Origin of the sequence: Acinetobacter sp. YH01004 (genome assembly GCF_013420455.1) — a bacterium.
In the GTDB taxonomy this organism is placed as follows: domain Bacteria; phylum Pseudomonadota; class Gammaproteobacteria; order Pseudomonadales; family Moraxellaceae; genus Acinetobacter; species Acinetobacter towneri.
The window spans coordinates 60,374-81,232 of record NZ_VOXZ01000013.1 but is presented as its reverse complement, the minus strand read 5'-3'; the positions used below and the strand labels follow the sequence as shown (position 1 = coordinate 81,232).

Genomic DNA, 20,859 nt, shown 5'->3' with positions numbered 1-20,859 from the left:
TACTTCATGTACCACCATCATTTTAAAGGCGAAGCTATAATCACGTTGTGTGCGCTTAACTCGTTGTTCTCGTGCATGTTCCATAAAATAAGTCTCTTAAGGTGTAAACTTATTTCAGGACGGGACAAGTGCCTATAGTACAGCGCAAAAAGCTTTTGATGAACAATTGATTCAATCCACAAGTCTGCGTCAATACATCATTAAGAACTTAGAGCAAGTCATTCAGCAACGACGCGAAGAAATTATCCAGTGGCTGATTGATGAGTCGGGCAGTACCCGTTTAAAAGCCAATATCGAAGTCGATGCTGCTTTAGGGATTATTCAAGAAGCTGCACAATTTCCCGAGCAAATGACCACGACGCAACTGGAAAGCAAAGATCCGAAAGTCCGTAGTGTTGTTTTGCGTAAACCTTTGGGTGTTATTGCTGTGATCAGTCCGTGGAATTTCCCTTTCCATTTGTCTATGCGTTCAGTGGTTACAGCGATTGCTTGTGGTAATAGTGTAGTGCTCAAACCTGCCAGTGATACGCCAGTCACAGGTGGAACTATACTCGGTAAACTGTTCGAAGAAGCAGACTTGCCTGCAGGCGTACTCAATGTGGTGGCGGGTGCGAGTCGTGAAATTGGTGATTACTTTGTTGAGCATGTAACTCCTAAAATGATTTCATTTACAGGCTCTACAGAAGTTGGACAGCATGTAGGGCAACTGGCCGTTGCGGGTGAGCATTTAAAACGTGTCGCCTTAGAACTCGGTGGCAATGCACCTTTAGTCATTTTGGATGATGCAGATATAGATTTGGCCGTAGAACTAACTGTGATGGGGCGCTTTTTGCATCAAGGTCAAATTTGCATGAGTACCAATCGGGTCATTGTCGATCAGTCTATTTATGCAGCCTATCTTGAAAAATTGTTAGCAAGTGTGTCGCAATTAGTAGTAGGTGATCCGAATAAAAATGACACCTTGATTGGGCCAATTATTAATGCAGAACAGGTGAAAAAGCATCAGCATATTATTAAAAAAGCACAGGCGCAGGGTGCAGAATTGGTTTATGCGGGCGGGGTTACGGGGAACTTAGTTGCACCACATGTTTTTGTGAATGTCGCTGCCGATTCAGAAATTGTACAAAATGAAAGTTTTGGACCTATTTTACCGATTCTCAAAGCAGCAGATACCGCACATGCCTTACAGTTAGCGAACGATACACGCTATGGTTTATCTGCTGCTGTATGCACTACAAATGTAGAACGCGGTGCAGAATTTGCAGCACAGTTTGATGTTGGAATGACACATATTAATGGTATTACCGTTGCCGATCATGCCAATGCACCGTTTGGTGGTGAGAAAAACTCAGGCTTAGGTCGTTTTAATGGGCGCTGGATATTTGAAGAATTTACCCGCACGCATTGGCTGACATTGCCAGCTTAACGGTAATTATTTGTCCTGCGTTTTGTTTGAGTAAGAAGGAATGCGTGGGTGCGCACTTACTGTTCATGATCAAAACGCATAATATAGTGCGTGTGTCTAATCATCCAATTTGTATATGTGTGCCAATTTTAAACCAATAAGCATAGCGCAATTATCTGCATTAGGTCTGCCTGAAATTCCGTTTGAATATGCTGAAGAAGCGTATCCAAATTCGAGTGTGCCACTATTGTTTAAGTCTGAACAAGGTTTAGAGTGGCGCTCGGTGAATTTTGGCTTGATTCCCAAATGGGCGGAAGACAGAAGTATTGCGCAAAAAACCTATAATTGCCGTAACGAAACTTTATTAGAAAAACCAAGTTTTAGTGAAGCTGCTTATAAGTGTAAATTTGGCGCGATTGTTGTGTCAGAATTTTATGAATCCAAATATATAGACAGTAAACCGCAGCGTTGGGGTGTACGTCGTAAAGATGGACAGGCCTTTTTTATTGCAGCACTGTATGAAATTTGCCGTTTAAAGGATGGGCAAGGCACGGAAGAAATTGTCCGTTCTGCGAGTATGATTACCATGGACGCAATTGATCACGCGATGATGAAGGAATTTCATGAGCCTGGGCCAGTCAAACGTTCTGTTATTGTTATTCCACATGCACGTTTAGATGAATGGCTAAGTTTGAAAACACCGAACATACACAGCTTTGTGCAGGGCTTTCCTTTAGACGAGTTTGAGTGTTCACATGTACCAAAAGCAAAGATCGAAAAAGTAAGCCCCCAGCTCAATTTTTTCGATCTTTAAGTACATCTTGTGCTTATATAGGATAAGAACAGATGTGGAACAATAACGTGATGTTTAGCGTGCTAAATTATTAAAAATATGACGTAAACTTTCCATCATTTTTTCAATTTGTAGTGGAGTTAAACCATCAAATGACTGCTCTAAAACAACGCTAGTCAGATCATTAATTTTGTTGGTCATCTCATTACCTTTTTCAGTAAGCACGACACGAGTGATACGCGCATCATCATCACAAGAATAAGTTTCAACCAAACCTTCATCTTTTAAACGATAAACAATTTTAGTTGTAGTTGACATTTTTGACACCACCATGTCTGACAAATCAGACACACTCGCATGTGCTTTTGACCTTAATGCCAATAAAATACGACGGCGAGAATTATCTAAACCATACTTTTTAAGTGCCTGATCGACATTCTGTACATATTGAGCATGTACTTGTGTGACCCAATAATACGGAAATTGTTCAATATCATATTGGTCGGCGGATGGTAGAAATTTTGAATATTTCTTGGACATTGCATATTCCCTGCATTGTTTTAATTGTATTTTTGATATTTCACATTTTATGTGAAAACTCATGTGCTTAGCAAGATGCTTTCAGTGGCTAAAATTTGGTTGAAATCTGACGAAATATAATGAATCTCGATTTAGAAGCTGGCTTTGAAATGGCTATTTTTCCAAGCGCGTAGGCATTTGTTTAAGTTCAATCCATATTCATGTGTCATATCAATTAATCCTATAGAATTGTTTTAGTTTGGATTAGTAGTGAGTTATCTGGTTTTATAAGTTGAATTATCAATTTAACCATCAACTTAGGCTGCATTTTAGTTAAAAAAATACATTTGTACACTTGGCTTTTAGGTAAAAGTGCGGGTTATTGCGTTGAATTTTGCAAAAAAATTATAAGCTTTGGTCTAATCTTTTAACAATAGTTGTTTTTTATCAATATTTTAAGTTTAGATTAAAGTGTGGGTTGGCTTACAGTTGTAATCTATGACTAATGCGTCTAAAAATACATTACAATTCATTTGACATTTTTAATCCATTCTCACGGCTTTTGTTTGGCTGTCATCGCTCTAAAAAAATTAAGAATGTGAAAAATAAAGTAAAAACCTTCTTATAGATCGTACTGTTTAGTTTTATTCAAAAAAATTAAAAATTTAATTACAAATGTTCAAGATTGTGCATAATTAAGCTATCTATTGCTAAAAAGGTTACTTTTATGGATCCGTCGCCGTGCGCAGGTCTACTTTATATTTCGATTTCTGCTAACTATCTCGGAGCTATGAACTAATGGAGTTTTTATTAGATCCGGGAATATGGGTTGGTTTAATTACACTTATTATTCTAGAAATCGTATTAGGTATTGATAACCTAGTCTTTATTGCAATTCTTGCAGAAAAATTACCCCCAGAACAGCGTGATAAAGCCCGTGTGATTGGCTTATCTTTAGCGTTGTTTATGCGTTTAGGATTGTTATTTGCAATCTCTTGGTTGGTTACTTTAACCGAACCGTTAATTACCTTATTTGAAAAAACCTTTTCAGGGCGTGACCTCATTCTCTTGGGTGGCGGTTTGTTCCTCGTCTATAAGGCGGTAGGAGAGTTGCATGAGAAGATGGAAGGCAAACCCGAAGTCAAAGTCACGACCAATGTGGTTTATGCAAGTTTTGCCGCAGTTGTAGCACAAATTGTTGTTCTAGATGCAGTTTTCTCTTTAGACTCAGTCATTACCGCAATTGGCATGGTTGACAACATCTATGTGATGATGGTTGCCATGGTGGTTGCAATGTTGGTGATGTTACTTGCATCTAAGCCATTAACTGCTTTTGTGAACCGTCATCCAACAGTGGTGATTTTGTGTTTAAGCTTCTTACTATTAATTGGTATCAGCTTGATTGCAGAAGGTTTTGGCTTCCATATCCCTAAAGGTTATATCTATTCGGGTATTGGTGTTGCGATTGCTATTGAAGCGTTTAACCAATTTGGTCAGCGCAATGTTGCAAAACATGAAGCAAAAATTCCGTTACGTCACCGTACTGCAGATTCAATTTTAAAATTGATGGGGGGGCGAGTTGAAACCAGTAGCCCTGATTTGCATAACGAAGCGCAAGAAGCGTTTGCAGATGAAGAACGCTACATGATTGGTGGTGTCTTGACCTTGGCAGAGCGTTCAGTCGCATCAATTATGACGCCACGTAGCCAAATTTCATGGGTCGATATTGAAGATTCACCTGAACAAATCCGCGAACAGATTCTATCTGTACCACACAGCTTATTCCCAGTGTGTCGTGGTAGTTTAGATAAAGTCATTAGTATTGTACGTGCCAAAGAGTTGTTGGATGTATTGGACGAAGAAGAAGAGCTTAAAGCTTTAATTAAACGTCAGCGTCCAATTTACATTTTTGAAAAAATGAAAGTGATTGATGCGATCAATACGTTACGTACCTCTAAAGGTTCTTTGGTTTTAGTCAGCGATGAGTTTGGTAATGTTCAAGGTTTGATTTCACCGCTTGATGTGTTTGAAGCGATTGCAGGTGAATTCCCTGATGCAGACGAACAGTTAGATTTGGTTAAAACCAATGAAAACGAATGGAAAGCAACAGGTATGCTGGATTTATACCAGCTTGAACTTGAACTGGGTATGATGGATCTGATTGAAGAAGATGCAGGCTACATTAGCGTTGCAGGTTTGATTTTAGATAAAACCCAAGGTGAAGTTCAGGTCGGCACGCAGTTGGATTATCAAGGTGTGCACTTTGAAGTGACAGAACTTGATGGTAACCGTATTAAAACTGTGATGATTCGCTTACGCTAATTACTAAGCTTTGAATTAAATCACTCAAAAAGCTCTACCGAAATGGTGGAGCTTTTTTATGGTGTAATAAAAAGATTGTGATGTTTCATCCTGAAAATGTGTATCAGCGATAAGTCTGGATTTTAAAAGCTGAACATGAAATGTGGCATGGAATAGAAAAAAAGAAACAACCAAACAGGATTACAAATTTGGTTGCTTAAACAGGGAAAAGAAAAAGCGAGAAACTAAAACAAATGTTTAATTTGTATGTGACTTCGCCACTAAAAATTAAACTGCCAATTGATTTTCAATCACATTCCATAAATTTCGATGTGACTTTTTAAACATCGCCATATGCCCAATGGCTTTATGCTGATAACGCTTTGGTTTAAGTTCAATCATATTAGTCGATGCATGGGGATAGAGACGGAGTAAATCTTTCACATTGGCTTCGGTGGCAATCTCATCATCCGAACTCCAAATAGCAGTAATCGGGCAACGAATTTCATCGTGATAATGCTGTGAAACTGTTTTGCCTATAGCATTGATGACATAGCCGGGTTTGCTACAAAATTGTGCCCATTGTTGGGCCACATTTTTAGGTAGGTTTTCGCCCATGCCAATTGCATTGGTTGGGCCATAACCATGTGTGATTCTGGCAAGTGGAAAAATAACTTTAAACATCACAGGGGCAAGTAGGCGAGTACGACCTTTTAAACCTTTTGTGTGGCCTGTAGAGCCTGAAACAGCTACGACTTTTGCCACTTTATGATATTCAGGATTAATCCCCAGTAATTGTCCGCCTGCGCTGTGTCCCAATAAAACCACTTGTTCAGCTTGCGTTTTTTGCAGCAAAGTATTTACTGCTGCAGGAATATCTAACTGCCCCCAATCAACAATACTGGCTTCACATTGTTTCAATGGTTCGTGTAACGAATCACCAATACCACGAAAATCAAAACACAGCACAGCATAGCCTTGTTCATTTAGCCATGTGGCAAAAGCGTGATAAAAATTCTTGGTAATGCCTGTCGCGGGACAAATCAAGATGGGTAGACGCTGTGCTTGTGTATATTGATTTGGATAATAACGGGCAGCGAGGGCATAACCATCTGCACATATAATATTTAAGCTTTCAAATGTGCTCATAATGTTTTAAGGATGATGAGAATAAAGTTACTTTACACGAGTTCCAAAAAGAAACTTGTATTTATTCTGACTCTAAAGTCAAGCTTAGTAGTCTGCGAGTGTAGTTAAATAGCCACACGAAAAATAAAAGAGTGTTAAACATGGAAAGTTTATCTTTGGCAGTGCGCCTTGCGATTATTTTCAGTGGAATATTTTTGTGGGTGGGGATGCTTACAGGCGTGTGGAAATATTGGCAAATTCGTGCTTCTGCCCAAGCGCGTGCTCATTATTATGTGGATATCGCACATCGCAGTAGTTTGTTATATGCACCTGCAAGTTTAATTTTAGCGGTCTTGGCTTATTTTTGTATTTGGGATGCCACTGTAATTTTAATTTGTGTGATTCTAAATTTAGTATTTTTTAGCTTTTCTATTCTGAGTTATATCTTGCATGGATTGCTTAAAGATACCACTAATCAATTTAAACAACCGCATCAAATTGCAGCATGGACATTGCCAAGTTGGTGCATGAGTTTGGCGATGCTGTTATTGATTGTGGCTGAATTGGGTGGGACTAGTGTGTTATTGCTTGGCGCAATCTATGGATTGTTGTAATTCTAATTGCTCAGTTTAATTTTTTCTTGGTAGCCCGTAGAAGATTTTGAGATTTTTGCTGTAGATCAGGAATGATGATTAGAATCTACTTTTTGAGTTTGGCGGCAGAGGAGTGATCCATCTGCCGCAAAGTGAAAGCGAAAAAGCTAAAATGAGTGGGTGCTAGGGTATGATTAATGAACTTCTACGTTTTTATGTTCACGAAACTTTTGGTCAATGGATGTCCAAATCGCAAAGGCTATACATACCAATAAGGCATATAAAAAATAGGTTGGTTTCAAGTTGCCTTGAATTGAGCCTTGGAGCAATAGGGTCAGCATCAGTGCAAAAGTGGTGCTTAAAAAAGTAACTAGATTTTGGTTAGCCTTCAGAGCGTTAATGAAGACTTGCGTATTGAAATGTGAAAACATCTCCATCCCTCCTTGTTATAAATCACTAAAATCAGAGCATTTTAGTCAGATTGGTTTTATTGTTCTACCTTGTTTAGCAAACTATTTCAAGCCCTTATAGTCATATTTTGATAAAAAACATCATTTTCATATGAAATACTACTATTTGTTATCATTTATTTACAAAATAATAAAAAGTAGTGTGTTTTTTAAGCCATTTAAATACGATTTCAATCGTACTTGCATATTTTATGCCAGCTAATTTTGAGGGCGACTATACGACTTTAGCGTTAATTTGAGCTCTGCTTAAAATGGGTGAATGATTTATTTTGTTTTAGTTTTTTATTGAAAATATTTTAATTTCATTTGTTTATTTATACCAAATAATTATTTGGGTTGCTATTATCATGACTGATAAATTGCCTTAAAAAGAGGCAGTTTTAGCACAAGAAACAATAAGTGCGGGTTTGGGTAAAACCTGACAATTATTGTCTAACTTAAATTCGTATTTGGATAAAACACGACTTTAATACAATACAGCTCGAAAATAGAGCATGACTTGAAAAAATGCCGAGCTCGAAGTCCGTACTGGCTATTTTTTCATTCGATCATGAATTGCAGCGAATACAAAAATCAGTAATGCAGGAATCAACCAAGCGAGGTTTTGTTCACTCAGGGGAAAATTGGTCAGTGTGGTTGGCAAGAATCTAGCTAAGTCTGCGGCCTTCATTGCATCAATGATGCCAAAGAGCAATGCAACTGCGGCAGTAGGTGCAATCACGCGGGTTGGAATACGGAATAATCCCCAGAAAAAGCTGAGTAGAATGACCACAATTGCAGGTGGATAAATCGCGCTTAAAATAGGCACTGAAACTGCAATGAGTTTGGTGAGTCCAAGATTGGAAATAACAAAGGCAAAGCCCACTAAAATAAATACCCAACGGCGATAATGAATTTTAGTAATTTGCTCAAAATATCCAGCACATGCGCATGTCAGTCCAATTGCCGTAACCATGCAGGCAATAAAAATCATTGCAGCTAAAAATACCGAGCCAAATCCGCCAAAAGCATGTTGCACATAGGCATGTAAAATGACTGCACCATTACTGGCATTGGCGGCAACATCGTGACTGCCCATCCCCAGTTTAAATAGGCTTAGATAAACTAAAGTTAAACCGATCCCTGAAATTAAACTTGCCCATACCGCATAGCGGGTGATGAGTTTTTTATCAGTTACGCCACGTGAACGAATCGCATTAATAATCACAATCCCGAATACCAATGCACCTAAGGTATCCATAGTGAGATAACCGTTAATAAAGCCTTCAGATACAGGACTGTTCACATAATTGTGAATGGCAGGTGAAATTGTACCTGTCGGAATAATAAATGCAGTGATGCCTAAAATTAGTAATGACAGAATTTTAAGCGGGGAAAGTACATAGCCCACTGTATCTAAAATTTTGTGTGGATACAGTGAAACTAACATCACCAAGGCAAAATAGATGGCGCTATAAATGAATAAGGTGCTCGCGGAATCGCCAAAATAGGCAGAGAAACCAATTTCATAAGATACGGTAGCGGTACGTGGTGTGGCGAAAAGCGGGCCAACCGCTAAATAACAGACGACTGTTAAAATTAAGCTCGCGATTTTGCCTAAAGGCGAACTTAAAATTTGTATAGAACCTTCGACACGTGACAACGCCATAATGGTAATCACGGGTAAGCCAACTGCGGTAATGAGAAAACCGAGCGCAGCAAGCCAGACGTGTTCGCCCGCTTGCTGTGCCACGATAGGTGGGAAAATAATATTACCTGCACCAATAAACAGCGCAAAGGTCATAAAACCCAAGGCAATAATATCCCGTGTGCGTAAATTCGTCATGGGAGAGAAATAAGATGTAAACAAAAGAAAGCGATTTTAGTAGATCGAGCTATGATTTTCTAATTTATTTTATAGGTCATATGAATATTTTTTATGATATGTGTTTGTAGGCTATTTTAATCTTCACTATAAAAATTAAATAACTTACTGTTTATCTGATGTATTTTTGAAAAATGCTGATCCCACATAGTATAGATGGCTTATCTAGTATAAGTTTTGGTTGCTATTTTAAATGCGCAGTTCTTAAACAAAACTGTTGGTCGCATGACGATGGATACTTGTTTGGCAGCTTGAGCTGATTTTACAAGCCGAAAGGGCTATAATCTCAGGCTTCAGGTCAGGAGTTCATCATGCGCGCCCTTAAAGTCAGCATTAAATCAGAGCAAGATATTGAGAAATTACGCATTTCGGGGCGTTTGGCTGCTCAGGTGTTGCAGATGATTGGCGAGCATGTCAAACCCGGAGTCACGACAGAATACTTAGATGATTTGTGTCACGATTATATTGTAAATACCTTAAAAGTCATTCCTGCCAATGTGGGCTATCATGGTTATACCAAAACCACCTGTATTTCACCCAATGAAGTGGTCTGTCATGGTATTCCATCATCCAAAACCATTTTAAAAGATGGCGACATTATTAATATTGATGTGGCAGTGATTAAAGATGGTTTTTATGGTGATACCAGTCGTATGTACTATGTGGGTCAGGTGAAACCAGAAGCGAAAAAACTGGTCGATACCACTTATGAGGCGATGCGCGCAGGGATTCATGCGGTGAAACCGGGCGCGACTTTGGGCGATATTGGCTATGCCATTCAAAGTGTGGCGCATCGTGAAGGGTTTAGCATTGTGCGTGAATATTGCGGACATGGTATTGGGCAGGTGTATCACGAACAACCAAGTGTGCTGCATTATGGTCAGCCTGGACAAGGCTTGGTGCTTAAAAAAGGCATGGTATTTACCATTGAGCCAATGGTGAATGCGGGCAAAGCGCGTGTGAAAGAACTGAAAGATGGCTGGACGGTGGTGACGACAGATAAATCACTTTCTGCACAATGGGAACACATGGTTGCTGTGACTGATACAGGCTTTGAAGTGTTATCGCCGTGGCCAGAAGGTACGGGGAGTTATCCTGAAATTTAATGCACGAATGCTTTCAGGTTAAGACTGATAGATAAAACATCTTAGACTTTAGTTTTAAACTATTTGTTAAAAAATGAACAATCGCTATAATTGAAGTCAAAGATACTTGCTGTAGTTTCTTTGTTTTAGCTTTCTTATTTTAGATTGTAGTTTTCAAAGCTTATCTGTCTTAGATAAGCTTTTTTTTTTGCTGTTTCGTATCTGAAATCAAAAGATCCTATGTGCTAACGAATGGTTAGCTTTTCGACCAAATAGTCGATAAATACACGTACAGCAGGTAATAAACCACGGCGTGATGGATAGACGGCATGGAAAATACCATGCGGTGCGTGCCAGTCGGGTAAAACACGAACCAATTCACCCGATGCAACATAATCTTCAACAATCGTGTCAGGCAACAACACAATGCCACAATTTTGTCGTGCCAATTGCGCTAGCATCATTAAATCTGAACCCATGACTGTAGGGTTGACCTTAATTTTTTTCGGTTGCTGTTGTTGATCATGCACAACCATGTATTGATCTAAATGCTCATCCGACATGCTTAAAATTTTATGATGACTTAAATCTTCAGATTTTTTCAAATCGCCAAATTCATTCAAATAAGCCTGACTGGCAAATAGATGTTGTTCGATGTTGCTGAATTTGCGAATCACCAAACTTGGATCATCATCTAAATTTGAGCGGACACGCAGGGCAATGTCGATCCCTTCGTTGACGATATCGACACGACGGTTGCTGACAATTAGCTGTACTTTAATTTCAGGGTAGGCTTTCAAAAACTCAGGCAAGATTTTGGCAATTTCATTTTGTGCAATTGAAACAGGTAAGCTGACTTTAATTACACCACGCGGTTGAATACTTAGGTGATCGACCAAGTCGTGCGCGGCTTGGGCAGCATTCATCATTACTTGCGCATGCCGATACACATTCATACCAATTTCTGTGACCGCAAAATGACGTGAGCTGCGCTGAATTAAACGCACACCTAAGCGTTCTTCTAGGTTGTGTACGCGTCGGCTAAGTTTGGATTTTGGAATATCGGTGGCGCGTTCTGCTGCACTAAATCCACCATGTTCGACCACTTGGGCAAAACAATAAAAATCATCCAAATCTGTAAGCATGACTAAATTCCATTTATGCAACAATACTTAAATTAAAGTGGCATCGTTGCATGTTGTCAATCTTTAATTGTGCTTTATTGCTGTGCTTTTTTGCAGAATCTCTAAAACTTGTCGGTATTCTTCTAAACGGGCTAAATCACGTGCTGTAGGATTGGGAATCCGCGTTAAATTCATGTTGTCTTGCACATCTGCAATTTTTACAGCACAGGCAAGCGGGTTTTGTGCAGTACGCATAGCCGCTTGAACACGAGTTTCATGCGGCAGTTTGGTGAGAGCCTGAATTACTTGAATAATATACGTTTGAAATCCTAAATTTTGCAGGTCTTGTGCTGTGGTGTGGGTATCTTCAAGAATGTCGTGCAGTACAGCGACAATTTGCTGATCGGGCTGTTGTAATTGCAACATTACACGTAAGGGATGCAAAATATAAGGCTGACCGCCTTTATCTAGCTGCCCTGTATGTTGTTGTACTGCAAGTGTAATTGCATTTTCTAGAGTTGCCATAAGTATAATTAAAAAAATTTCTATAATTATAAGCCGTGCTTAGCGCAAAATATAGAAATTGCTTGTTATGATGCAAACAGATTTTATGTTTATCTATTTTACTATTGGTGATGCTGCTCTATGCCATATCAACTCATTGAACTGAATACGCCTGCGACTGAAAATTTGCTTTGCCCACATTGCCAACATGCTGTTATTGATTGGGCAGAAGAACAATATATTCAGCCTTGCGAGCATACTTTGTTTGTCGCAATGGATTTGGGTTTTGAATATGCCTCAGATGTATTTGAACAAAGCATGCCACGCAGTGTCGATGAAATTCATGCACATGATGATCAGTTGGATATGTGGCAAGAACTGACTTCAAGTCGTTATCCGCAATATTTGATTTATAAAACGGATTTAGGCGTGCAAGGTTTATCTCGCTATGTTGGATTTACCGCGGCTTAATTGCACTTAACTTAGAGAGTCTAAGATATAAAAATAGGGAAATTCAAAAGCTGAATTTCCCTATATTTTGATGGATTAGATATTTTTTCTGCGTTTAGCTCTCCATATCTTCTTCTATTTCATCATCGGCACTGTCCATTCCTAATTCTTTGAGTTTTCGCGTCAAAGTATTACGTCCCCAACCCAATAATTCAGCGGCATGACGTTTACGTCCACGGGTTTGTTGCAGTGCAGCATTAATTAAGGTGCGTTCAAACATTGGAATGGCGATATCCAGAAGTTTCATCTCGCCATTTTTTAACTTTTGTACTGCCCATTGCCCAAGTAATTCATCCCAATGCTGCATAGATACCCGATCTGCCACATGAAGCGCAGAATGTTCGGCTAATTTTTCAATTGGAATTTGCTTGAGTTCGGTTGGTAAATCTTCAGGATAGACCTCACGTCCTGTAATCATCACGGTAAGCCAGCGACAAGTGTTTTCCAATTGGCGCACGTTACCTTGCCACGGCAATTGCTGCATATATTCGACTGTTTCAGGACGCAATATTTTTGGACTCACGCCTAATTCTTTGCCTGCACGTGCCAAAAAGTGCTGTGCCAACATTGGAATATCTTCACTGCGATGCGCCAGTTTAGGAATATGAATCCGAATGACGTTCAGGCGATGATATAAGTCTTCACGGAAGCGTCCATCTTGTACCAGTTTTTCCAAATCCTGATGTGTTGCTGCGACAATCCGTACATCCACTTTGACAGCAATATGTCCACCAACCCGATAAAATTCACCATCTGCCAAGACGCGCAATAAGCGGGTTTGGGTTTCAAAAGGCATATCACCAATTTCATCTAAAAACAAGGTGCCGCCGTTGGCTTGTTCAAAGCGTCCCTGACGTTGTGTATTGGCACCTGTAAATGCACCTTTTTCATGTCCAAAAAGTTCGGTTTCAATCAAATCTTTCGGAATGGCTGCCATATTCAGCGCAATAAATGGTTTGCTGCTACGCGGTGAGTGGCGATGCAGTGCATGCGCCACCAACTCTTTGCCTGTACCTGATTCACCATTAATGAGCACAGTAATGTGTGATTGCGATAAACGACCAATCGCACGAAACACTTCCTGCATGGCAGGCGATTCACCAATAATTTCTGTCGATTGAATTGGCTGCACTGTCGATTTTGCAGATTCTTGCTGTTGTAGTTTGGTGATATGCAAAATTGCACGATTGACTAAAGCAAGTGCTTCATCAATATCAAAAGGCTTGGGTAGGTATTCAAATGCACCTGTTTGATAGCTAGATACTGCCGATTCTAAATCGGAGTGCGCAGTCATAATAATCACAGGCAAGTCGGGATAACTGACTTTGACTTTGCCAAGAAAAGTTAAACCATCAATTCCAGGCATGCGAATGTCGGTCAAAATTACATCGGGTGCATCTTGGTTTAACTCATCTAGTGCAGACTGTGCTTCTTCAAAACTGGTGACTTCAAAACCTTCTTCTCTAAAAGTTTTTTCCAGTACCCAGCGCATTGCACGGTCATCATCAATCACCCAAATTTTATTTCGCGACATGACACGCCTCCCAAGGTAAATATAAGCTAAATATTGTTTTTCCTGGAATGGATTGGCATTCAATCATTCCGTTATGTTGATGCATAATATTTTGTGCGATGCTCAAACCAAGTCCTGTACCGTTTGCGCGTCCAGTCACCAATGGATAAAACACGGATTCTAAAATGTCTTCAGGTACGCCTGGGCCGTTATCTTCAATATCAACACGTACGGTAGAACGATTCAGCACACCATTAATGGTAACCAAGCGTTGAATACGAGTTCTTAAAATCAATTCAGGTCGTTGCTCGGTAAAGAAATCGGGATGTTCGGTCATGGCTTGTACTGCATTGGCGCAAATATTCAGCATGACTTGAATCAATTGATCGCGGTCTGCCATGACTTCAGGTAAAGAAAGGTCATAATCACGGATAATATTTATTTTGTTTTTAGTTTGATTGACGATCAGGCTGCGCACCCGTTCTAAAGGTTCGTGAATATTGACCAGTTCATAGCTTGGTAGTTGGCGTGAGCCGAGCATGGTATCGGCCAAGTTTCTTAAACGATCTACCTCGCTAATAATAATGTCGGTAAATTCATCATATTTCGGGTCATTTAAACTTCGTGCTAACAGTTGTGTCGCACCACGAATTCCTGCAAGCGGGTTTTTAATTTCATGTGCCACACCACGAATCAGCTGACGTGCGACTTGATGCTGTTGAATAAAGTTTTCTTCTTTGGAAATTTTGAGCATCCGATCAATCGGATTCAATTCAATCAGCAAAAGAGGATGATAAGGCTTGCCTGCATTTAACTGTGATGCAGTGTAATCGACATGAATATCTTTAAAATTGACATTAATGGTCGCTTCACGGCGGGTGTAGGGTTGACCAGTTTTGATGGTATTCAGGAAAGCCTCTTGCGTATTGAACTCATCATCAGGCATGTGCAGCAAATTTAAAACGGGTTGCCCCGAAGCGCGAATTAAACTGATATCAAACAATGCTTCACAAGACGAGTTTAAATAAAAAATATTCAGGTCACGATCAACCAGTAAAATTGCGGTGCTGAGGTTATCCACCAAAAGACGATAGTCAATGCTCTGGGTCTGATCCATTCGTGAATGCTTCCTGTATGAAATATTGTGCAAGGGCATTGTCATCTGTCAGCCATGTTCCAAATTTGGATCGAATTGAGGCGAATTAAGCAAAATGCACGCCAACTTTTCGTTTTTAGTGCATTTATCACTGAAGAATCGGAAAAATGCGCAGGAACTGGACTGAATTTTCAAGATATAACGGATAACAGAAACACTGTAAATAAAAAATGCATTAAAATGGTGCAATATTTAAATCATTCAGCCTGAATGGTTGTATTTTGGTGCATTATGCAAAGAGTCGGCTATTTCTCTATTTTTATGCAAAGAAAAGTCATACAATACGCGCATTCTAGTGGAGTGCAGATTCTATGAAATCCCCCAAAGTCGGTTTTGTTTCTTTAGGTTGTCCTAAGGCATTGGTAGATTCCGAACGAATTTTAACTCAGTTAAAAACTGAAGGTTATGATGTCGCATCTGATTATGAAGGTGCTGACTTAGTTGTTGTCAATACATGTGGTTTTATTGAATCTGCAGTACAAGAGTCCTTAGACGCGATTGGCGAAGCCATGAATGCCAATGGTCGTGTCATTGTGACAGGTTGCTTGGGTAAAGATGAAGATAAAATTCGTCAAATGCATCCCAACGTATTAAAAGTGACTGGCGCGGCTGCTTATCAGGACGTGATGGAAGCGGTGCATCAATATGTTCCTGAGCCACCAAAACATAATCCATTTATTGATTTGGTACCTGAACAAGGCATTCGTTTGACGCCTAAACATTATGCCTATCTTAAAATTTCAGAAGGCTGTAACCATCGCTGTACTTTCTGCATCATTCCAAGCATGCGTGGCGATTTAGTTTCGCGTCCTGTGGGTTCGGTATTAGAAGAAGCTGCAGCACTGAAACGTGCAGGCGTAAAAGAAGTATTGGTAATTTCTCAAGATACTTCTGCCTACGGCGTAGATACCAAATACAAATTGGACTTTTGGAACGGTCAGCCTGTTAAAACCAAATTCTATGATATGTGTGAAGCCTTAGGGCAATTGGGTATTTGGGTGCGTTTGCACTATGTCTATCCATATCCGCATGTGGATGCTGTAATTGATTTAATGGCACAAGGCAAAATTTTACCTTATTTGGATATTCCATTCCAACATGCCAGCCCGAAAGTATTAAAGTTGATGAAGCGACCTGCGCACAGCGAAAACACGTTGGAGCGTTTAAAACTTTGGCGTGAAAAATGCCCTGAGCTGGTGATTCGTTCAACCTTTGTGGTGGGTTTTCCAGGCGAAACAGAAGAAGATTTCCAAATTTTGCTCGACTGGCTAAAAGAAGCGCAATTAGACCGTGTTGGTTGCTTTACTTATTCACCTGTTGAAGGTGCGGCAGCAAACGACTTGCCAGATCATGTGCCAGAAGAAATCAAGCAAGAACGCTATGAGCGTTTTATGCAGGTTCAGCAAGAAATTTCAGCAGCTAAACTGCAAAAACGTATTGGTCAAACCATGACCGTGTTGGTAGATGATTTGGAAGAAGAATTTCCAGTCGCAGTGGCACGTTCTTATGCAGATGCGCCAGAAATTGATGGCAACGTCTTTGTAGAAGATATTGACAAGAGCGTGATTAAAGCAGGTGATTTACTTGAAGTTGAAATTACCGATGCCGATGAATACGACTTATTTGCCAAGCTGATTCAGGTCAAATCTGCATAATGCTTTGCAGATTTGGATTGCTAGCTGTAAGCCATACAAATTGTAAAAAATTAAAGTTTAGAATTTAGAATTGGAGTAATGACAATGTTAGATTCAAAAAAGCCACGTTATGCACGTATCTTGTTGAAACTATCGGGTGAGGCACTTGCGGGTAATAAAGACATGGGGATTGATGCGCAAGTGCTCGATCAAATGTCTTTGGCAATTGCACACTTGGTCGGTTTAGGTGTGCAAGTGGGTATTGTTGTCGGTGGTGGTAACTTATACCGTGGCAGCCAATTACAAAAAGATGGTTTAGTCGGCCGTGTAACAGGCGACCAAATGGGTATGTTGGCAACGGTGATGAACGGTTTAGCCATGCGTGATGCCTTGGTGCGCCGTAACATCAAAACCCGTTTAATGTCTGCATTGCCTATTGGTACAGTGGTTGAGTCTTACTCAAGCCGTGATGCGATTCGTCACCTGACTCAAGGTGAAGTGTGTGTGTTCGTTGCGGGTACAGGCAATCCATTCTTTACCACAGATACAGCAGCATGTTTACGTGGTATCGAAATCGAAGCTAACTTGATCTTAAAAGCGACCAAAGTAGATGGCGTATATAACAAAGATCCAAGCAAATACGAAGATGCGGTGAAATATGACACACTTACATTTGACCAGGTGTTGGATGAAAAATTAGGTGTTATGGATTTAACTGCAATCTGCTTATGCCGCGATCACAATGTGCCGTTGCAAGTTTTTGATATGAATAAAGCAGGTGCATTGCTTTCTGTAGTGATGGGCGAAAAAGAAGGAACTCACGTTACGAACTAATGTACGTGAGCCACAAAGCTCTTTATACTACGGTTTAATTTAACCCTATATTTTGACTCAAATTTTAGAATACAGTAAGGAAGATCTTATGATTAACGATCTTAAAAAAGACAGCGAAGAACGTATGAGCAAGACTTTAGAGTCTTTAGAACATGGTTTTGCCAAAGTACGTACAGGTCGTGCACATCCATCAATTTTAAATGGTGTGATGGTTTCTTACTACGGTTCCGATGTGCCACTTAACCAAGTAGCCAACATTGGTGTAGAAGATTCACGTACCTTATTGGTTCAGCCATTTGAGCGTTCAATGGTGTCTGCAATTGATAAAGCAATTCGTGAGTCAGATTTGGGTCTAAACCCAATCACAGCCGATGCAATTCGTGTACCGCTTGCAGCATTGACTGAAGAAACTCGTCGTGACATGCAAAAAGTTGCGCGTTCTGAAGCAGAAAATGCCAAAGTTGCTATTCGTAACATCCGCCGTGATGTATTGGGCGACATCAAAGCATTATTGAAAGAAAAAGAAATTTCTGAAGATGATGAGCGCCGTGCAGCAGATGACATCCAAAAAATCACAGACAAATACGTTGCAGAAGTAGACAAGCGTCTTGCTGCAAAAGAAGCTGAGTTGATGAAGGTCTAATCAATGACCACATCGGAAGACAGCGCGTCTTTGCCAAAACATGTTGCCATCATTATGGATGGCAACAATCGTTTTGCAAAAAAAAATCAAATGCAAAAAGGGGAAGGACATCGCTCTGGTAAAGATGTACTTGACCCGATTGTTGAACATTGTAGAAAAAAACACATTCAAGCTTTAACCGTTTTTGCTTTTTCGAGTGAAAACTGGAATCGTCCGCAGTTTGAAGTGGATTTACTCATGCAATTGCTGGAAACCACAATTCATGAGCAATTACCACGCATGGAAAAATTCAATATTGCCTTACGTTTTATTGGTGACCGTTCACGTTTGTCGCCGCATTTGCGTGAGTTAATGTTGCATGCCGAACAAAGGACTGCTAATTTCAACAGCATGACACTCACAATTGCCATTAGTTATGGTGGTATGTGGGATATGGCACAAGCTGCAAAACAAATTGCTGCAGATGTTGTGGCGCATAAAATTGATATTGAACAAATAGATACACAACTTTTTGGTCAATATGTCAGTCTGGCAGACCTACCACCTGTCGATCTGTTGATTCGTACAGGTGGCGATTTTAGATTGTCCAACTTTTTACTTTGGCAAGCTGCGTATGCTGAATTGTATTTTACCCAAACCTTGTGGCCTGAATTTAGCATAGAAGAATTTGACGATGCACTGGCAGTATTTGGTGGTCGCGAACGTCGTTTTGGTAAAACTTCTGAGCAAATTCAACAAGAGAAAATTGAGAATTAATACATGTTAGAGCGGATTATTACCGCATTGGTATTGGTTGCTGTGGTGTTGAGTTGTATGTTTGCAACTCAGTCGCACTATCCAATGTTTATGCTGATGATTGTTGCAGCAGGGGTTGCGGGCTATGAGTGGTTCAAACTCATGCCAAGAAAAACTAAATATGTCCTCAAACCTGTGGCTTGGGGCTTTGGTGTATTGACTGCCGCTTTGGCAGCAATGGCACTTTATTTTAGTGATATTGCCTTGTTACTTTGGGCAGCTTCTATTTTGACATGGTTACTCAGTATTTATTGGGTCAAGTCTTATCCAGAATACGATGCATGGTATAACCCAAGCTTAAGTTTTATTGGTTTTATTCTAATTTCTGCTGCGGTCACTGCAATTTTTTCCGTATGGAATAGTTCGCCGTGGTGGTTAATGTACTTGTTCTTGTTGGTTTGGGGTGCAGACTCAGGTGCTTATTTTGTTGGACGCAAACTAGGCAAGAAAAAACTTGCACCAAATGTCAGTCCAAACAAGTCAGTAGAAGGCTTATATGGCGGTGTGTTTACAGCCATGCTAATTGTGATTGTTGTCGAAGTGGTGTATTTGGACCTAACTTTGGCACAACATATTTTATTTTTGATTCTTTCGGTATTTACGGTATTTAGCTCAGTATTGGGCGATCTGTTTGAATCCATGATCAAGCGCCGTGCAGGTATTAAAGACTCTGGGCGAGTTTTGCCAGGTCATGGTGGTGTGCTAGATCGGATTGATTCTTTACTTGCAGCAGCTCCAATTTTTGCTGCAGGTATGTATGTTTTAAAACTTATTGGCGTAGATTTATAAATGTCACAAGCTGTTTGTATCTTGGGTGTGACAGGTTCAATTGGACAAAGCACCCTAAAAGTACTGCAACAACATCCTGAGCAGTATTCAGTTTTTGCCGTGACGGCACATAGCCGAATTCAAGAACTGGTTCAAATATGCAAACAGTACCATCCTAAAATTGTGGTTGTACCTGCGGCAAAAGTTGATGAATTGCAGCAGTTACTTGCACAGCAACACATTTCAGGGATTGAAATTTTAAGCGATGAGGCGGGTTTAATCGCAGTTGCCGAACATCCTGAAGTGGATGTGGTGATGGCAGCCATTGTCGGTGCGGCAGGTTTATTGCCTACACTGGCTGCGGTTAAAGCGGGTAAGCGCGTGTTATTGGCCAATAAAGAAGCCTTGGTGATGTCGGGCGACATCATGATGCAGGCGGCACGTGAACATGGTGCTTTGTTATTGCCTGTAGATTCTGAACATAACGCGATTTTTCAATGTTTGCCTGAACATTATTTACAAACCGAAAGAAATGGACAACCTAAGTTAGGCGTATCACAAATTTTACTGACTGCTTCGGGCGGTCCATTTTTAAATCATAGCCTAGAAGAACTGCAACACGTTACTCCTGCACAAGCTTGCAAACATCCAAATTGGTCTATGGGACAAAAAATTTCGGTAGATTCTGCAACCTTAATGAACAAAGGTTTGGAATTAATCGAAGCGTGTCATCTTTTTGCAATTTCAGAACACTTTGTTACAGTGGTGGTGCATCCACAGAGTATTATTCATTCCATGGTTCAATATGTGGATGGTTCAACTTTGGCGCAAATGGGTAATCCTGATATGTGTACGCCAATTGCGCATGCTTTGGCGTGGCCGCAGCGTATCCAAACGCATGTTCCGCCTTTAGATTTGTTTGTCAATCATCAGCTTGATTTTCAAGCACCCGATACCACCCGTTTTCCTGCTTTAAGTCTGGCACGTCAAGCCATGCAAGAAGGTGGTTTAGCACCTGCTATTTTAAACGCAGCAAACGAAATTGCAGTTGCAGCATTCTTGCAGCAAAAAATTCGTTTTACCGAAATCGCGACAGTGGTTGAGCATACCTTGAACCAAATACAAAATTCAGCCGCAGAAAGCATTGAACTGATTTTGCAGGCAGACCAAAATGCTCGTGCTATTGCACAGTATTTTGTGTTGAATAAAGGAAGCTAAAG

At 40.2% G+C, this 20,859-nt stretch carries 19 protein-coding genes and 1 pseudogene; 12 read left to right on the top strand and 8 right to left on the bottom strand.

The features are described 5' to 3' along the window. Positions 1 to 118 precede the first annotated feature (118 nt). Positions 119 to 1,426: pseudogene (locus tag FTT71_RS10020) on the top strand (aldehyde dehydrogenase family protein); the annotation flags it as partial. A gap of 115 nt (positions 1,427 to 1,541) precedes the next feature. Next, positions 1,542 to 2,219: an SOS response-associated peptidase family protein gene (locus FTT71_RS10015; protein WP_096901413.1), complete on the top strand. Its 678-nt coding sequence runs from the start codon at positions 1,542 to 1,544 to the stop codon at positions 2,217 to 2,219. Between the two features lie 54 nt (positions 2,220 to 2,273). Here FTT71_RS10015 and FTT71_RS10010 read toward each other — a convergent pair whose 3' ends face one another. After that, the gene (locus tag FTT71_RS10010) at positions 2,274 to 2,738 is read right to left on the bottom strand and encodes a MarR family winged helix-turn-helix transcriptional regulator (protein WP_004976754.1); all 465 of its coding nucleotides are present in this window, start codon (positions 2,736 to 2,738) and stop codon (positions 2,274 to 2,276) included. A gap of 777 nt (positions 2,739 to 3,515) precedes the next feature. On the opposite strand from FTT71_RS10010, the gene FTT71_RS10005 reads away from it, so the two are divergent. Further along, on the top strand, positions 3,516 to 5,039 hold the full coding sequence (locus FTT71_RS10005; RefSeq protein ID WP_004976753.1) for a TerC family protein: 1,524 nt from the start codon (positions 3,516 to 3,518) through the stop codon (positions 5,037 to 5,039). A gap of 267 nt (positions 5,040 to 5,306) precedes the next feature. Here the strand turns inward: FTT71_RS10005 and FTT71_RS10000 are convergent, their stop codons facing one another. Further along, entirely contained in the window at positions 5,307 to 6,167 is an 861-nt protein-coding gene (locus FTT71_RS10000) for an alpha/beta fold hydrolase (protein WP_179993851.1), read from the bottom strand. A gap of 140 nt (positions 6,168 to 6,307) precedes the next feature. Between FTT71_RS10000 and FTT71_RS09995 the strand changes: the two genes are divergently transcribed. Next, on the top strand, positions 6,308 to 6,760 hold the full coding sequence (locus FTT71_RS09995) for a hypothetical protein (protein WP_004976749.1): 453 nt from the start codon (positions 6,308 to 6,310) through the stop codon (positions 6,758 to 6,760). Positions 6,761 to 6,933: 173 nt separating this feature from the next. Here the strand turns inward: FTT71_RS09995 and FTT71_RS09990 are convergent, their stop codons facing one another. Beyond that, the gene (locus FTT71_RS09990; protein WP_004976747.1) at positions 6,934 to 7,170 is read right to left on the bottom strand and encodes a hypothetical protein; all 237 of its coding nucleotides are present in this window, start codon (positions 7,168 to 7,170) and stop codon (positions 6,934 to 6,936) included. A gap of 571 nt (positions 7,171 to 7,741) precedes the next feature. Then, a complete protein-coding gene (gene brnQ, locus FTT71_RS09985) occupies positions 7,742 to 9,034 on the bottom strand; it encodes a branched-chain amino acid transport system II carrier protein (protein ID WP_096901417.1) in 1,293 nt (430 codons plus the stop codon). A 350-nt stretch (positions 9,035 to 9,384) separates the two neighbouring features. Here brnQ and map point away from each other — a divergent pair, with 350 nt between their 5' ends. Next, positions 9,385 to 10,179 carry a type I methionyl aminopeptidase gene (map, locus tag FTT71_RS09980; protein ID WP_004976729.1) on the top strand — a complete coding sequence of 265 codons (795 nt, stop codon included), beginning with the start codon at positions 9,385 to 9,387 and terminating at the stop codon, positions 10,177 to 10,179. 224 nt (positions 10,180 to 10,403) lie between these two features. Here map and FTT71_RS09975 read toward each other — a convergent pair whose 3' ends face one another. Continuing rightward, on the bottom strand, positions 10,404 to 11,303 hold the full coding sequence (locus FTT71_RS09975; protein WP_180160922.1) for a LysR substrate-binding domain-containing protein: 900 nt from the start codon (positions 11,301 to 11,303) through the stop codon (positions 10,404 to 10,406). A 63-nt stretch (positions 11,304 to 11,366) separates the two neighbouring features. Continuing rightward, a complete protein-coding gene (locus FTT71_RS09970) occupies positions 11,367 to 11,807 on the bottom strand; it encodes a guanosine-3',5'-bis(diphosphate) 3'-pyrophosphohydrolase (protein WP_180160921.1) in 441 nt (146 codons plus the stop codon). A 120-nt stretch (positions 11,808 to 11,927) separates the two neighbouring features. Between FTT71_RS09970 and FTT71_RS09965 the strand changes: the two genes are divergently transcribed. Then, complete coding sequence (locus FTT71_RS09965) at positions 11,928 to 12,257, top strand: hypothetical protein (protein WP_004976724.1); 330 nt, start codon at positions 11,928 to 11,930, stop codon at positions 12,255 to 12,257. A gap of 94 nt (positions 12,258 to 12,351) precedes the next feature. On the opposite strand, the gene glnG is transcribed toward FTT71_RS09965, so the two are convergent. Together glnG and glnL are read right to left on the bottom strand one after the other, a co-directional pair. Further along, positions 12,352 to 13,830, bottom strand: coding sequence for a nitrogen regulation protein NR(I) (glnG, locus tag FTT71_RS09960; RefSeq protein ID WP_154320780.1), 1,479 nt, complete (start codon positions 13,828 to 13,830; stop codon positions 12,352 to 12,354). Continuing rightward, positions 13,817 to 14,926: a nitrogen regulation protein NR(II) gene (gene glnL / locus FTT71_RS09955; RefSeq protein ID WP_180160920.1), complete on the bottom strand. Its 1,110-nt coding sequence runs from the start codon at positions 14,924 to 14,926 to the stop codon at positions 13,817 to 13,819. The genes glnG and glnL overlap by 14 nt, the downstream gene beginning before the upstream one ends. Positions 14,927 to 15,276: 350 nt before the next feature. Between glnL and rimO the strand changes: the two genes are divergently transcribed. The 6 genes from rimO to ispC all read left to right on the top strand — a co-directional run bounded on the left by rimO (position 15,277) and on the right by ispC (position 20,857). Continuing rightward, the gene (gene rimO, locus FTT71_RS09950; RefSeq protein WP_096901422.1) at positions 15,277 to 16,620 is read left to right on the top strand and encodes a 30S ribosomal protein S12 methylthiotransferase RimO; all 1,344 of its coding nucleotides are present in this window, start codon (positions 15,277 to 15,279) and stop codon (positions 16,618 to 16,620) included. Between the two features lie 84 nt (positions 16,621 to 16,704). After that, positions 16,705 to 17,433: a UMP kinase gene (gene pyrH / locus FTT71_RS09945; protein WP_004976712.1), complete on the top strand. Its 729-nt coding sequence runs from the start codon at positions 16,705 to 16,707 to the stop codon at positions 17,431 to 17,433. 88 nt (positions 17,434 to 17,521) lie between these two features. Continuing rightward, the gene (frr, locus tag FTT71_RS09940; protein WP_004976711.1) at positions 17,522 to 18,076 is read left to right on the top strand and encodes a ribosome recycling factor; all 555 of its coding nucleotides are present in this window, start codon (positions 17,522 to 17,524) and stop codon (positions 18,074 to 18,076) included. A gap of 3 nt (positions 18,077 to 18,079) precedes the next feature. After that, positions 18,080 to 18,832 (top strand): polyprenyl diphosphate synthase, encoded by a 753-nt coding sequence (uppS, locus tag FTT71_RS09935; protein ID WP_004976709.1) that lies wholly within the window; start codon positions 18,080 to 18,082, stop codon positions 18,830 to 18,832. A gap of 3 nt (positions 18,833 to 18,835) precedes the next feature. Beyond that, positions 18,836 to 19,660: a phosphatidate cytidylyltransferase gene (locus FTT71_RS09930; RefSeq protein WP_004976707.1), complete on the top strand. Its 825-nt coding sequence runs from the start codon at positions 18,836 to 18,838 to the stop codon at positions 19,658 to 19,660. Continuing rightward, positions 19,661 to 20,857, top strand: coding sequence for a 1-deoxy-D-xylulose-5-phosphate reductoisomerase (ispC, locus tag FTT71_RS09925; protein WP_179993858.1), 1,197 nt, complete (start codon positions 19,661 to 19,663; stop codon positions 20,855 to 20,857). It abuts the gene before it with no gap. The last annotated feature ends 2 nt before the right edge of the window (positions 20,858 to 20,859 follow it).

Bases quoted from the DNA above. Each gene is read 5' to 3' on its own strand.
- glnL (WP_180160920.1), bottom strand. From the start codon at position 14,926: ATGGATCAGACCCAGAGCATTGACTATCGTCTTTTGGTGGATAACCTC.
- rimO (WP_096901422.1), top strand. From the start codon at position 15,277: ATGAAATCCCCCAAAGTCGGTTTTGTTTCTTTAGGTTGTCCTAAGGCA.
- uppS (WP_004976709.1), top strand. From the start codon at position 18,080: ATGACCACATCGGAAGACAGCGCGTCTTTGCCAAAACATGTTGCCATC.
- brnQ (WP_096901417.1), bottom strand. From the start codon at position 9,034: ATGACGAATTTACGCACACGGGATATTATTGCCTTGGGTTTTATGACC.
- FTT71_RS10000 (WP_179993851.1), bottom strand. From the start codon at position 6,167: ATGAGCACATTTGAAAGCTTAAATATTATATGTGCAGATGGTTATGCC.
- FTT71_RS10010 (WP_004976754.1), bottom strand. From the start codon at position 2,738: ATGTCCAAGAAATATTCAAAATTTCTACCATCCGCCGACCAATATGAT.
- ispC (WP_179993858.1), top strand. From the start codon at position 19,661: ATGTCACAAGCTGTTTGTATCTTGGGTGTGACAGGTTCAATTGGACAA.
- map (WP_004976729.1), top strand. From the start codon at position 9,385: ATGCGCGCCCTTAAAGTCAGCATTAAATCAGAGCAAGATATTGAGAAA.
- FTT71_RS09990 (WP_004976747.1), bottom strand. From the start codon at position 7,170: ATGTTTTCACATTTCAATACGCAAGTCTTCATTAACGCTCTGAAGGCT.
- frr (WP_004976711.1), top strand. From the start codon at position 17,522: ATGATTAACGATCTTAAAAAAGACAGCGAAGAACGTATGAGCAAGACT.
- FTT71_RS09975 (WP_180160922.1), bottom strand. From the start codon at position 11,303: ATGCTTACAGATTTGGATGATTTTTATTGTTTTGCCCAAGTGGTCGAA.
- FTT71_RS10015 (WP_096901413.1), top strand. From the start codon at position 1,542: ATGTGTGCCAATTTTAAACCAATAAGCATAGCGCAATTATCTGCATTA.
- FTT71_RS09965 (WP_004976724.1), top strand. From the start codon at position 11,928: ATGCCATATCAACTCATTGAACTGAATACGCCTGCGACTGAAAATTTG.
- FTT71_RS09995 (WP_004976749.1), top strand. From the start codon at position 6,308: ATGGAAAGTTTATCTTTGGCAGTGCGCCTTGCGATTATTTTCAGTGGA.
- pyrH (WP_004976712.1), top strand. From the start codon at position 16,705: ATGTTAGATTCAAAAAAGCCACGTTATGCACGTATCTTGTTGAAACTA.
- FTT71_RS09970 (WP_180160921.1), bottom strand. From the start codon at position 11,807: ATGGCAACTCTAGAAAATGCAATTACACTTGCAGTACAACAACATACA.
- FTT71_RS09930 (WP_004976707.1), top strand. From the start codon at position 18,836: ATGTTAGAGCGGATTATTACCGCATTGGTATTGGTTGCTGTGGTGTTG.
- FTT71_RS10005 (WP_004976753.1), top strand. From the start codon at position 3,516: ATGGAGTTTTTATTAGATCCGGGAATATGGGTTGGTTTAATTACACTT.
- glnG (WP_154320780.1), bottom strand. From the start codon at position 13,830: ATGTCGCGAAATAAAATTTGGGTGATTGATGATGACCGTGCAATGCGC.